This window comes from Microbacterium sp. P2_F9, assembly GCF_056403635.1.
In genome coordinates, this window is record NZ_JBFUFC010000113.1 from 1 (window position 1) to 12,045 (window position 12,045).

The following is a 12,045-nucleotide window of genomic DNA, read 5'->3' on the forward strand; positions in this document are numbered from 1 at the left end:
TGGCCAGGCCGCGCGAAGACTGAGCCCGACTCAGGCTCGGTCGGTCGTGGTGCTGCGGTCCGGTGTGGTTCCGTCGTCGATCACGGGGTCGCCCATGACCGTGCTGCGCCGGGTCTGAGTGACCGGCTCACCGTCCGCGTGCGTACGCGTGGAGTCGTTCACGACCGGCTCGCCGGTCGCCGTGGTGCGCGGGGCGTCGTTCACGACCTGCTCGTCCGTCGCGGTGCTGCGACGGGTGATGGGCGGAGTGTCGGTGGTCGCGGCATCCGTCGTGGCAGTATCCGTCACGTAGGGGTCGAGGTCGTCGGCCTTGCGGCGGATCTCCTCTTCCTTGGCGCGATGCTCGGCCGCCTCAGCGGCGCGGGCATCGATGTCGTCGGCGTAGCGCTTCTGATCGACCGCAGCCTGAGCGGCCTCGGCTTTCGCGCGCTCTGCGGCCGCAGCCGCCGTCGCGGCGTCGGCGCGCGCCTTCGCCTGCTGCGCTTCGATCTCCTGCGCGGTCAGCGCGGACTCATCGGCCTTGGCACGCAGCTCATCGGCCTGCTCGTGGCGCCGTTCGTCGCGGCGCGGAGAGCCCTTGCGGTAGGCGAAGTAGGCGACGATGGCGACCACGATGAGGACGACGACGATCGCGATGATGATCCAGGTGAGTGTCGTACCGGTCATGTTCCCGTTCCTCCCGCTGGACCGGGTCGGGGATCGTCGGCCAGCGTCTTCGAGGTAACCGGACGTGCGCGCCTGCGGCAAACCCCTTGCGCGGGGGGATCGGGTGCGCTACTTCGGCGGGGAGGTGCGGTCAGCGCCAGACACTGGGCGCTGGCTTGCGCGTGGAGGGAAGAGCGGATGCCGCGGCCCAGTCATGCATCCACTCCGCAGGCTGGGGCAGGTCATCGGGCACGTGCATCTCAGCGAAGAGCTCCTCCAACGGCACGATCCCGCCGCTGCGACGCAGGAAGCGGGCCCGCACGAGCATCTCCGCGTAGACCTCGCCGTCCACGACCGCGCGGTGCACGAGATACGCCGCTTTGGCATCGTGACCCTGCAGGCGCGACTCCACCGTGAACGTCTGCCAGAGTTCGAGGGACTTGCGGAAGGTGATCGTCTCCTGGGCGACGACGGCGTACCAGCCCTTGCGCTGGAGCAGGTCCCACATGCCGGTGCGGATGAGCAGGTCGAAGCGCCCGAGGTCGAAGAGCGAGCCATAGCGGCCGTTGTTCATGTGGCCGAGCAGGTCGATGTCGGTGGGCAGTGTGCGAATTCGGACGCGCCCGACCGAGGTCGGTGCGAGGAGTCCGTGCCGGCGCACCTGCACTCGTGCACGCCAGATCGTCAGGAGGGTGCGCCAGATCACATTCACGAGGAGTGATCGTAGCCACCGTGCATGACGAGCGTGATTCGGTTGTCGAAGTACGACAGGAATCCGGCGGTGACGGTGACCGACCGCTCCGATATCATCGAAAATAAATTCTAATTGATGCTTGCAGTCTCGGCCCTGATGGTCAATAATGGGGTACAGAGATTCGATGGACGAGTGACTTCAGATTAGCTTCGCTGAGTACAGAGTGGGAAATGGCGCGGATGCCGCGCAGGACCGGATCTCGCGGATTACCGCCCTCCTGCCCTGAGCGAGATCATGTCGTCGATTCCGGAACCATCGCCCGACCCGGCCGAGCAGCGCGCACGCGACATTGCCGCGACGTCCGCCCTGGTCGATGAGTTCGTCGGATGCCGCACCGAGAAGGCGGCGCTGGACGCATGCGAGATCAGAACCCTCGCGGCCGTCGCGGCTCTGGTGGAGGGGCAGCGGTCCCGGCTGACCTCTCGGGAGTCCCGCAAGACGGACATGCCGGCCCGCACCATGGTCGCCGAACTGGCCGCGGCCGCAAACGTGAGCGAACGCACCGTGCAGCGGCAGCTGAATGACGCCGCCGACCTGTGCGCCCGCTTCGGCGTGCTGGTCGACGCGCTCGAGACGGGCCGGATCTCCCGCACCCACGTCACGGTGATCCACGAGGCGGGCTGGCCGATCGACGAGGAGCACGTCCGCGCCGCGTTCCTCGCCACCGCGATCGCCCGGGCCGAGATCATGACCCCGGGCCGGCTCCGCCCGGTCGTCGAGATCCTCGCCGCCCGCCTCCACCCGCGCACCATCGCGGAGCGGCACGCCGAAGCGTCCGCGCAGCGCGGCGTGCGGGTCACCGACCGCCCCGACGGGATCGCGGACCTCCTCATGACCGGGCCCGCGGTCCTGGTCCACGGCATCTACGACCGGCTCACCCAGGACGCACACGCCATCATCGCCGCACGCCCCACCACCGACGACCCGGACTCGCACGGCTCAGGCCCGGACACGCTCGACGGCATCCCCGACGCGGACCGCGCCCGGCCCGAACCGGTGCCGGACACCCGCACGATGGATCAGCTGCGCGCGGACATCTTCTGCGACCTGGTGCTCACCGGCACCGCCGAAACCTGCACCGCCGGCGAAGGCATCGACGCGATCCACGCCATCATGCAGGTCACCGTCCCGGTGTTCACCGCCGCCGGCATCGGCACCGAACCCGCCATCCTCGCCGGCTACGGCCCGATCGACCCCGACACCGCCCGCCGCCTCCTCGGCAACGCCACCGGCTGGGAACGCGTCCTCACCTCCCCCGTCACCGGATCCGTCCTCGCCGTCGACCACTACCGGCGCACCAGCGCCCTCACCCGATTCCTCCGCGCCCGCGACGAACGCTGCCGCTTCCCCGGCTGCCGGCAACCCGTCTGGCGCTGCGACATCGACCACACCATCGACGCCGCCCACGGCGGCCCCACCGAGCACTGCAACCTCGCCCACCTCTGCCGACGCCACCACGTCCTCAAACACCACAGCGCCTGGACCGTCCGACAACTCGACGGCGGAATCCTCGAATGGACCAGCCCCACCGGCCGCATCTCCACCGACCACCCCGAACCCACCGTCAGATTCGAACCACCCCCGCAACGACCAAACTTCCGCGACCCCGCGACCTGCCCGAAGTACGACCCCATCGGCGACCCCGCACAATTCTGACCGCGCAACGAGCCGAAATGCGCCCGCGAGGTGACCGAAAGATGACGCCCAGATCACGATCTGGTAACCGGACACTCACGTCATCCGCTCGATTTCGCCCTGCGGCAGGCCGCGCGTAGAGTCTGGCCATGGAAGCCGAACTGCAGACCGACATCGTCGTCCGTCCGGTGCGGGACGTGGATGCCGAAGCCCTCGGGCGGGTGCACGCGACCTGCTGGCACGAGACCTACGACCACCTCATCAGCAAAGCGGCGCTCGAGAAGGTCTCGCCGCGCCGCATGGCCGAACTCTGGACCCACTGGGCCGCTCAGGGCAGCGAGTTCAAGCAGTTCGCCRCCCTCGTGGACGGCGAGATCGTCGGCTTCGTGGGATCGGGACCCGCCCGCGACAAGGACGCGCCGCGCTTCCGCGAGCTGTACTTCATCTACCTCCTCGACGCCTGGCACGGCACCGGCATCGGCCAGCGGCTGTTCGACGCCGCCATCGGCACCGACGAGCCCGTCTACCTCTGGGTCGCCGAAGACAACCCCCGCGCGCACAGCTTCTACGTCCGCAACGGCTTCACGCTCGACGGCGCCAGCCACACCGAGCCGTTCCTCGGCGAGACGCTCACCGAGGTCCGCTTCGTTCGCTGAGACCTACTGACATCAACGACGGATGCCGCTGACCGGACAGGTCAGCGGCATCCGTCGTTCGTGCGCTCGAACTAGCCGGCCCGCAGCACGGCCTGCCCGGCGGAGACGTCCACGCGCACGGTGCTCGAGGCGCCCGGGGTCGAGCCGACCTGGTTGTCGAACTGTCCGGCTGACACGTCGGAACTCACGTCGTAGTCCCCCTCGGGGACGGTGAGATCGGCCGAGCCGGCGCTCACCTCGAGGGTGATCGCATCGGGCTGGTCTCCGGTGAGCTCCCCGACGAGCGCGCCGGCGCTCACCGTGAGGTCCGCGGAGCGGACATCGGCGAGGTCGAGGTCGGCACGACCCGCGCTCACATCCGCCGTGAGCACCTCCGCCGAACCGGACAGCGACGCGCGTCCCGCGCCGAGATCGAGTCCGAGTTCGCCGAACTCACCGTCGGCGGTCAGGTCGCCGGCGCCGAGTCCGAAGTCGGCGTCGAGGCCTTCGAGCGACGACGGCAGCAGCAGGGTCGCGCGGCCGTTGCCGTCCCCGAAGAACCATGGCGTGCCGAAGTGCCAGTCCGGCGACGCGACGACGAGGGTTCCGCCATCCGTGCGCAGGGTCCACTGATCGGCGCCGAAGCTGCCGGTGACCTCGAGTTCGGCCTGGGTCACGTCGGCGAACTCGACCACCAGCGTGCCGGCGGCGAGGTCCACGTCAAGCGCATCGACGTCATCGACGGCGAGCGAGCGCCCGCTGGTCTGGATGGATGCCGCAGCCACCGTCGAGATCACCGTGGTGCCGATCGCGCCGAGGATGAGTGCACCGCCGAGCGCCATCACGAGGATCGCGATGACCTTCGACGATGCCCTGGTGCCGGGGGTCTGCGGCTCGGGATCGGGGGGCCCGGCCACGGGGGGCAGCGGGGGCGGGGTGAGGGTGGTGCTCATCGGACTTCTCCTGTCTGCGGCTGTCCGCCGTCATGCGAGATGTAGGCGAGTGCGGCGAGCACCCGTCGGTTGCCTGAGTCGTCCTGCTCGAGGTCGAGCTTCTGGAAGACGGCCGTGATGTGCTTCTCGACGCTGCCCTCGGTGACGAAGAGCGTCCGTGCGATCGCCTGATTGGACCGGCCCTCGGCGATGAGCGCCAGCACGGCGGCCTCGCGGTCGGTCAGCCGCCGCATCCGCTCGTCCCGGGTGCGCCGGCTCAGCAGCTGAGCGACGACCTCGGGATCGAGCACCGTGCCGCCGGCGCCGATGGTCTCCACTGCGGCGAGGAAGTCGGTCACATCGGCGACCCGGTCCTTGAGGAGGTAGCCGAGGGCGCCGCGCCTGGTCGAGATGAGGTCTGACGCGTACCGCTCCTCGACGTACTGCGACAGGACGAGCACCGCGAGCTCTGGCAGCCGTGCGCGCAGGGCGAGGGCCGCGCGGATCCCCTCGTCGGTCCAGGTGGGGGGAAGACGCACGTCGAGGATGCAGAGTTCGGGCGCCGCCTCGTCGACGGCCTCGTCGAGGCGCGTGGCGTCGGGGAGGGCGGCGACCACGACGTGCCCGGAGTCCTCGAGCAGTCGGACCAGGCCTTCGCGCAGCAGCGCGGAGTCTTCGCAGATCAGGATGCGCATGGGATGCTCACCTCCACCGAGGTCGGTCCGCCGATCGGACTGTCGATCCGCGCCTGCCCGCCGGCGGCGAGCACGCGGTTGACGATGCCGTCGAGTCCGCCGCCGGGAAGCACGCGCGCTCCCCCGACACCGTTGTCCTCGACCCGAGCCCAGAGTGTACCGCCGTCCCGGCGTCGCACGACCACTCGAACTCCCGTGCCACGGGAGTGCTTCGTCGCGTTGGTCAGCGCCTCGGCGATCGCGAAGTAGGCGGCGGCCTCGGCATCCCGGCTGCAGCGTCCGTCCAAGCGGACATCGAGGTGCACGGGCACGATGGAGCGGGCGGCAACCGCCGACAGGGCGGCATCGAGACCGCGGTCGTCAAGCACGGCGGCGTGGATGCCGCGGGCCAGCTGTCGCAGTTCGGTGATGGCCGCCTTCGTCGAGGTGTGCGCCTCAGCGATGAGGGCCTTCGCGGCCTCCGGGTCGCTGTCGATCTTCTGCTGAGCGAGCCCGAGCGTCATGCCGACCGAGACCAGCCGCGGCTGAACCCCGTCGTGCAGATCGCGCTCGATGCGAGTTCGTTCGACATCCGCGGCGTGGACGGCGCCTGCCCGCTGGACGCTGGAGGTCCGCGCGGCCTCGGCGAGCTGCGCCTCCCGCGAGGGCACCATGATCGCCCGGGCGAGCACGCCGTGCAGTATGGCGAGGCCGACGATGGCGGCGGCGGCGAGCAGCGCGGCGATGATGCCGGCGGGCACCGCGAAGACGACCGGGACGTCGAGCCCCGTGCCGAACAGGCGCACGTGGGTGCTGTCTTCGGCGTACAGCGGGGCGAACGTCAGCGCGATCGCCGAAGTGAGTACGCCGATCAGGCCGAGCACGATCCAGCCGAGCACCGTCGCGATCGCCGCGCTGGCGACCGCGCGCCACACGCCGGGGTCGATGAGCTGCAGCCACATCGTGCGCATCAGGCCGCCGAAGCCCGGCCGTCCGCTCGACCGCGGGCGGCGCACCGGCAGGCCGAAGCCGTACAGTCCGTCGACACGCGCCGTCTCGAGCCAGGCCAGGCCGAACAGCGCATAGTCGAAGGCGATGAGGAACAGGATGCCGATACCGAGGACGGGGAGCAGGCCCAGGCCGAGGCTGAGCAGGGTGATCAGGATCGTGAAGACGATGGGGCCGACGACTCCGAGGGCGGCGAGCTGGAGCACGGCGCCACCGGTGGCCAGCGGGCTGACCCGCCGAGGTGGGGAGGACTGTGCGGCCCGGATATCGGGTGAGGCGTGGGAGGTCATGGCTCCACGGTAGGACGCGGGGCCCTCGGACACCCCCGAGGCATCCGCCCTCTTCGATTCGGGTTATCCCCCGGTCAGCCGAGCATGCGCTTGACCTCGGCGAGCTTCGCCTCCGACTCGGCGAGCAGGCCACGGAGCTTCTCGACCGTCGCGGCGGAGAGATCAGCGCCCGCCGTCGCGGGTGCCGCAGCGGCGTCGTCGGGCTTGGGCGAGAGGAAAAAGTTCGCGAGATAGCCGGTGAACGTGCCGAAGATGCCGACTCCGACCACGATGATGACGCTGCCGGTGATGCGTCCCAGCTGGCTGACCGGATACTGGTCGCCGTAGCCGACGGTCGAGATCGTGACGATCGTGTACCAGATCGCGTCGGACGCCGTCGTGATGTTCGCGCCAGGGGCGTGCTCCTCGAACGCCAGCATCACGAGGCTGCCGAACTCCAGCACCAGGATCCCCATGAGCAGCAGCACATACAGCGCACTGCCGGCACGGTCCTTGATGAGCGCGCGCCCGATCGCCCTGACGCCCACCTTCTTCAGCAGCCGGTAGACCCGAACGAGCCGGAAGACGCGCAGGATCTTGAGCTGCGGGAAGGGGAGGCTCGCCAGCAGATCTGCCCAGCCGAAGTGCTTGAAGAAGTAGGCGCTCGCGGACGGAGCCGTGAAGATCCGGTAGGTGAAGTCGGCCAGGAAGATGATGCTGAAGATCGCGTTCATCACTTCGAGCACCGTGTCGAGCGAATTGTCCCGCACGGCCAGCAGCAGCACCAGGTTGAGGATCGAGAGGATCGAGAGGATCCCGATGAAGATCTCGTAGCCGGTGCTCTTCAGCTCGCTGCGCGGCTTCTTGACATTCATTGTCGTGACGATACTCGTCTGCCCGCGATCCTGCCGCCGGTCAGCCCCGGTCCCGCACGGGGGCCATGCGGGTCCCCGCGCTCATCACCCAGCGCGGCACGCGGAACGACGGCCGGTTGCGGTCGAGCGCGTCGATCCGCGCCAGCTCATCGTCGGTGAGCGTGAAGTCGAAGATGTCGAAGTTCTGCGCGATGTGGGCGGCATCGGTGGACTTCGGGATCGCGATGAAGCCCGACTGGATGTGCCAGCGCAGGATGATCTGCGCCGGGCCCTTGCCGTACTTGGCGGCGAGTTCGGTGAACACCGGTTCTCCGAGGAGCGCCTTCGAGCCGTGCCCGAGTGGGTACCAGGCCTCCCCCACGATGTCGTGCTTGGCGTGGAACGCGGAGAGGTCCTTCTGCGCGGAGTAGGGGTGCCGTTCGACCTGGTTGATCACCGGCCGGATCGTCGCGCCGGCCAGGATCTTCTCCAGGTCGCTGATCAGGAAGTTGCTGACCCCGATCGATCGCACGGTCCCGCGCTCGACCGCCTCTTCCATCGCCTTCCAGCTGCCGACGACATCGCCGAACGGCTGGTGCAGCAGCAGCAGATCGACGTAATCGGTACCGAGGCGCTCGAGCGACTTGGTGATCGCCTGCTGCGTCTTGGCGTACCCGAAATCGCTGACCCAGACCTTGGTCGTGAGGAAGATCTCCTCGCGCGCAACTCCGGATGCCGCGATCCCGCGCCCCACCGCGCGCTCGTTCCCGTAGATCGCGGCCGTGTCGATCAATCGGTGACCGACGCGCAGGGCGGTCTCGACGCTGAATTCGCATTCCGCCACGTCGTTGACGAGGTACACGCCGAGGCCGATGCTCGGCATCGACCGGCCGTTGCTGAGTGCGAACGATTCCATGAAGATCACGCTAGACCTCGAAAGATAGGTGATCTCACCGATTCACCCCCATGCTCCGTGCGGTGTGATCAGAGGCACGACCACCTGGGTCGCACACTGGGGAAGGGAACCCACATGCCGCTCTACATGGATGTCCACCACCTCGACGGACCTGTCACTGTCGCGGACGTCGCCGCCGCACATGCGGCAGACCTCGCCCACCAGGACGAGCACGACGTGCACTACCTGCGTTACTGGGTCGACGAGAGCGCCGGCAAGATCTTCTGCCTCGTCGACGCGCCGAATCCCGAGGCCGCGAACATCGTGCACCGCGAAGCCCACGGTCTGGTCGCGGATGAGGTGAACCTCGKCGTAGAGGGGGTATGAGCGCTTAGATGGGCACATGCTCGTTGAGCGCGAGAGTCTCCTGGGGGAGCTGGCCGTAGCGCTCGACACTGCGCTCGGGGGACGGGGCCGCCTTGTCTTCCTCGGCGGTGAAGCCGGGGTCGGCAAGTCGGCCCTCGTCCGCGTGTTCGGAGAATCCGTCGTGGCGCCGGCGAAGGTCCGGGTCGGCGGCGTCGACAACCTCACCACCGCGGACGCGCTCGCCGCGTTCCAGGATGCGGTCCCCGAGATCGTGCCCCGCCTCGAGGCGGGCGGCGAACGGATCCGACTCTTCCGCGCACTGCGCAGCACGCTCATCGCCTCCCCGGGGCTCCTCATCCTCGAGGATCTGCACTGGGCGGATGAGGCGACCCTGGATGCCCTGCGCTTCCTCGCCCGCCGCCTGGACGGCGTCCCCGTCCTGATCATCGCGACCTACCGCTCCGACGAGGCGCGGGCGCGGCATCCGCTCACCCTGCTGATGGGCGACCTGACGACGGTGGCGAGCGTCCGCCGCCTGATGGTCCCGCCGCTCACCGTCGACGGCGTCGCACTGCTCGCGGAGCAGGCGGGCGTGGCGGTCGACGCAGCGATGCTGCACGCCCGTACGGACGGCAACCCGTTCTTCGTGACCGAATCGCTCGCCGTGGGCGGCGAAGACCTTCCCGAGACGGTGAGCGATGCGGTGCTGGCTCGCGTCGCACGCCTCTCCCCGGGTGGTCAGGATGCCGCGGCCGCCGCCGCGATCTTGGGCACCGTCGCGGACGCCGCGCTGCTCTCCGCTGTCGCGGGGCGGGATGTCGCCGCCCTCGACGAGTGCGTCGAGGCGGGGGTGCTGGTGCCGACCGGCGACGGATTCGGCTTCCGGCACGAACTCGCGCGGGACGCGGTCGAGCGCAGCCTCTCGGCGGCGCGTCGGAGCGAGCTGCATCGACGCGCGCTCGGCGCCCTCACCGAGCGGACTCCGGAGGACTCGCGCACGCTCGCCCACCATGCCGCGGGGTGCGGCGACGATGCCGCTGCGGCGTACCACGCGAGGCTCGCCGGGGAGCGCGCCGCACGACTCAACGCCCATCGTGAAGCCGCCGCGCACTATCGGATGGCCCTGCGACACGGGTCCGCGGCATCCGACCGCCCCGCACTCTTCGTCGCCCTGTCGTACGAGTGCTATCTGACCGACCAGCTGCCCGAGGCACTCACGGCGCGCCAGCGTGCGCTGGAGCTCCACCAGCTCGCCCGCGATGCGGCACTCGTCGGCGACGACGAGCGCTGGCTCTCGCGGGTGTCCTGGTTCCTCGGTCGCGGCCCTGACAGCGAGCGCTATGCCGCTCGCGCGATCGCGAGCCTCGAGCCACTCGGACCCAGCCGGGCGCTCGCCATGGCGTACAGCAACTTCGCCCAGCTGCGGATGCTCGCGAGCGACGATGCCGAGGCGGCGCTGTGGGCCCGGCGGGCGCTCGCGCTCGCGATCGAGTTCGGCGACGTCGAGATCGAGTCCCACGCGCTCAACAACCTCGGCGTGGTCACCATGACATCGGGCAGCATTCCCGAGGGCGAAGCGCTGCTCGCCCGGAGCCTCGACCTCGCGCTGGCAGCCGATCTGTCCGAGCACGCGGCACGCGCGTACACGAATCTCGCCTCGGAAGCGGTCGCCGAGCATCGGTACGCCGCCGGCCTCGTGCACCTCGATGCCGGCATCGCATACTGCGAGGATCGCGACCTCGACTCGTGGGCGCGCTACATGCGGGCGTGGCGGTGCGTGGCTCTCGGCGACATCGGACGCTTCGACGACGCCCTCGCGGATGCGCTCCTGCTGCTCGATCACCCGGACATCGCACCGGTCTCGGCGATCCCCGCTGCCGCGGCTGCCGGACGAGTCCTCGCGCGCCGAGGGGAGGAGGCATCCGCATTCCTCTCCCACGCGACCGAGCTCGCCGCCGGCACGCGGGAGATCCAGCGCATCGCCCCCGCCGCGTGCGCTGCCGCCGAGGACGCGTGGTTGCGCGGCGCGACCGGCACGATCGGACCGCTGACGAATGCCGCATGGACCCTCGCGCTCGCTCATTCCGACCCTTGGGCCGTGGGTGAGCTCGCCTGGTGGCGGATGCTCGGCGGATGCGAGCGGGAGACCGATCTGCCGCTCGCCGAGCCGTTCCGTCTCGCTCTCGAGGGAAGTCCCCTCGCCGCCGCGGACGCGTGGGATGCCCTGGGAAGCCCGGTCTGGAGCGCCTATGCCCGCGGACTCGCGCCGGATGCGGCATCCGCCGACCGTGCCGTACGCGTGCTCGATGCCCTCGGCGCCGCCCAGTCCGTGCAGGCCGTGCTGCGCACCAGGCGCGAGCTCGGCCTGCCGCTCCCCCGACGCCCGCGCACGGCGGCCCGCACGCAGCCCGGTCAGCTGACCGCACGCGAGCTCGAGGTGCTCGGGCTGCTCGATCGCGGACTGTCGACGGCGGAGATCGCGGCGACGCTCATCGTCTCGCCGCGCACGGTCGATCACCACATCGCGGCGGTGCTGCGCAAACTCGGCGAGCCGACCCGCGCCCGCGCCGTCGCCGCCGCGCGCCGCCTCGGAGCACTCGACCGCTGAACAGCGCGTCGGATGCGGCTCAGAGCTCTTTCGTGAGGCCGCCGTCGATGAGGAAGTCGGCGCCGGTGACGTTGCCGGCACGGTCGCTCGCGAGCAGGAGCACCAGATCGGCGACCTCTTCAGGCTCGGTGAATCGTCCGGTGGAGAATCCGCCGCCGCCCTCGATGATCCTGCGGCGGGCTTCTTCGGGCGTGACGCCCATGCTCTTCGCGACGGTCGCGGCCACTCCGTTCTCGCCGAGCCAGAGCGGGGTCGAGACCGGTCCGGGACTGATCGTGTTGAAGCGGATGCCGCGAGGCCCGAACTCCTTCGACAGCGACTTGGAGAGGTTCCACACCGCTGCCTTCGTGGCCGCGTAGTCGATCACGCCGGGGTCGGGAAGGAAGGCATTGACCGAGCCGATCGTCACGACGTTTCCGCCCCCACGCTCGAGCAGCAGCGGAATCGCCGCGCGCGTAGTGCGCACGGCTGCCATCAGGCTGAGGTTCAGGGTGGCCAGCCAGTCGTCATCGCTGACTTCGAGGAATCCGGCGGTTCGCGGGGCGACCGCACCGACGTTGTTCACGACGATGTCGAGCCCGCCGAAGTGCGCGGCGCGCGACACGAGCTCGGCAGGTCCCTCGGCGGTGGAGAGGTCGATCGCGACCGCGAGCACCTGACCCGTGTCTGCCAGGGCGCCCAGCTCATCGGTGATCGAACGAGCCCCGGCAACGACATTCGCGCCCTCGGCGACGAGGGCGCGAGTGATCGCAAGCCCGATTCCCTTGCTC

General features: G+C 69.8%; 12 protein-coding genes. 4 read left to right on the forward strand and 8 right to left on the reverse strand.

Annotation, left to right across the window (positions count from 1 at the left end; translation table 11 throughout):
• Nucleotides 1-30: 30 nt before the first annotated feature.
• Together AC1DVT_RS12520 and AC1DVT_RS12525 are read right to left on the reverse strand one after the other, a co-directional pair.
• Nucleotides 31-666, reverse strand: coding sequence for a hypothetical protein (locus AC1DVT_RS12520; RefSeq protein WP_477389335.1), 636 nt, complete (start codon nt 664-666; stop codon nt 31-33).
• 130 nt (nt 667-796) lie between these two features.
• Nucleotides 797-1,357 carry an acyl-CoA thioesterase gene (locus tag AC1DVT_RS12525; protein ID WP_477389337.1) on the reverse strand — a complete coding sequence of 187 codons (561 nt, stop codon included), beginning with the start codon at nt 1,355-1,357 and terminating at the stop codon, nt 797-799.
• Between the two features lie 276 nt (nt 1,358-1,633).
• Between AC1DVT_RS12525 and AC1DVT_RS12530 the strand changes: the two genes are divergently transcribed.
• Nucleotides 1,634-3,055, forward strand: a complete 1,422-nt coding sequence (locus tag AC1DVT_RS12530; RefSeq protein ID WP_477389339.1) for an HNH endonuclease signature motif containing protein — start codon at nt 1,634-1,636, stop codon at nt 3,053-3,055.
• Between the two features lie 128 nt (nt 3,056-3,183).
• On the forward strand, nt 3,184-3,690 hold the full coding sequence (locus AC1DVT_RS12535) for an N-acetyltransferase family protein (RefSeq protein WP_477389341.1): 507 nt from the start codon (nt 3,184-3,186) through the stop codon (nt 3,688-3,690).
• A gap of 71 nt (nt 3,691-3,761) precedes the next feature.
• Here AC1DVT_RS12535 and AC1DVT_RS12540 read toward each other — a convergent pair whose 3' ends face one another.
• From AC1DVT_RS12540 to AC1DVT_RS12560, 5 genes are all read right to left on the reverse strand, one after another.
• Entirely contained in the window at nt 3,762-4,622 is an 861-nt protein-coding gene (locus AC1DVT_RS12540) for a hypothetical protein (RefSeq protein ID WP_477389343.1), read from the reverse strand.
• On the reverse strand, nt 4,619-5,296 hold the full coding sequence (locus tag AC1DVT_RS12545; protein WP_477389344.1) for a response regulator: 678 nt from the start codon (nt 5,294-5,296) through the stop codon (nt 4,619-4,621). Before AC1DVT_RS12545 ends, AC1DVT_RS12540 begins: the two co-directional genes overlap by 4 nt.
• Nucleotides 5,284-6,573 (reverse strand): sensor histidine kinase, encoded by a 1,290-nt coding sequence (locus AC1DVT_RS12550; RefSeq protein ID WP_477389346.1) that lies wholly within the window; start codon nt 6,571-6,573, stop codon nt 5,284-5,286. Before AC1DVT_RS12550 ends, AC1DVT_RS12545 begins: the two co-directional genes overlap by 13 nt.
• A 74-nt stretch (nt 6,574-6,647) precedes the next feature.
• On the reverse strand, nt 6,648-7,427 hold the full coding sequence (locus tag AC1DVT_RS12555; protein WP_477389348.1) for an ion transporter: 780 nt from the start codon (nt 7,425-7,427) through the stop codon (nt 6,648-6,650).
• 40 nt (nt 7,428-7,467) lie between these two features.
• The gene (locus tag AC1DVT_RS12560) at nt 7,468-8,322 is read right to left on the reverse strand and encodes an aldo/keto reductase (protein WP_477389350.1); all 855 of its coding nucleotides are present in this window, start codon (nt 8,320-8,322) and stop codon (nt 7,468-7,470) included.
• 114 nt (nt 8,323-8,436) lie between these two features.
• On the opposite strand from AC1DVT_RS12560, the gene AC1DVT_RS12565 reads away from it, so the two are divergent.
• Entirely contained in the window at nt 8,437-8,688 is a 252-nt protein-coding gene (locus AC1DVT_RS12565; RefSeq protein ID WP_477389352.1) for a DUF4242 domain-containing protein, read from the forward strand.
• 16 nt (nt 8,689-8,704) lie between these two features.
• Nucleotides 8,705-11,275 carry an ATP-binding protein gene (locus AC1DVT_RS12570; protein WP_477389354.1) on the forward strand — a complete coding sequence of 857 codons (2,571 nt, stop codon included), beginning with the start codon at nt 8,705-8,707 and terminating at the stop codon, nt 11,273-11,275.
• 19 nt (nt 11,276-11,294) lie between these two features.
• Here the strand turns inward: AC1DVT_RS12570 and AC1DVT_RS12575 are convergent.
• Nucleotides 11,295-12,045, reverse strand: a 751-nt coding sequence (locus AC1DVT_RS12575; RefSeq protein ID WP_477389356.1) for an SDR family oxidoreductase, incomplete at its 5' end; no start/stop codon positions are given.

Bases quoted from the DNA above. Each gene is read 5' to 3' on its own strand.
- AC1DVT_RS12520 (WP_477389335.1), bottom strand. From the start codon at position 666: ATGACCGGTACGACACTCACCTGGATCATCATCGCGATCGTCGTCGTC.
- AC1DVT_RS12530 (WP_477389339.1), top strand. From the start codon at position 1,634: ATGTCGTCGATTCCGGAACCATCGCCCGACCCGGCCGAGCAGCGCGCA.
- AC1DVT_RS12540 (WP_477389343.1), bottom strand. From the start codon at position 4,622: ATGAGCACCACCCTCACCCCGCCCCCGCTGCCCCCCGTGGCCGGGCCC.
- AC1DVT_RS12545 (WP_477389344.1), bottom strand. From the start codon at position 5,296: ATGCGCATCCTGATCTGCGAAGACTCCGCGCTGCTGCGCGAAGGCCTG.
- AC1DVT_RS12550 (WP_477389346.1), bottom strand. From the start codon at position 6,573: ATGACCTCCCACGCCTCACCCGATATCCGGGCCGCACAGTCCTCCCCA.
- AC1DVT_RS12555 (WP_477389348.1), bottom strand. From the start codon at position 7,427: ATGAATGTCAAGAAGCCGCGCAGCGAGCTGAAGAGCACCGGCTACGAG.
- AC1DVT_RS12560 (WP_477389350.1), bottom strand. From the start codon at position 8,322: ATGGAATCGTTCGCACTCAGCAACGGCCGGTCGATGCCGAGCATCGGC.
- AC1DVT_RS12570 (WP_477389354.1), top strand. From the start codon at position 8,705: ATGCTCGTTGAGCGCGAGAGTCTCCTGGGGGAGCTGGCCGTAGCGCTC.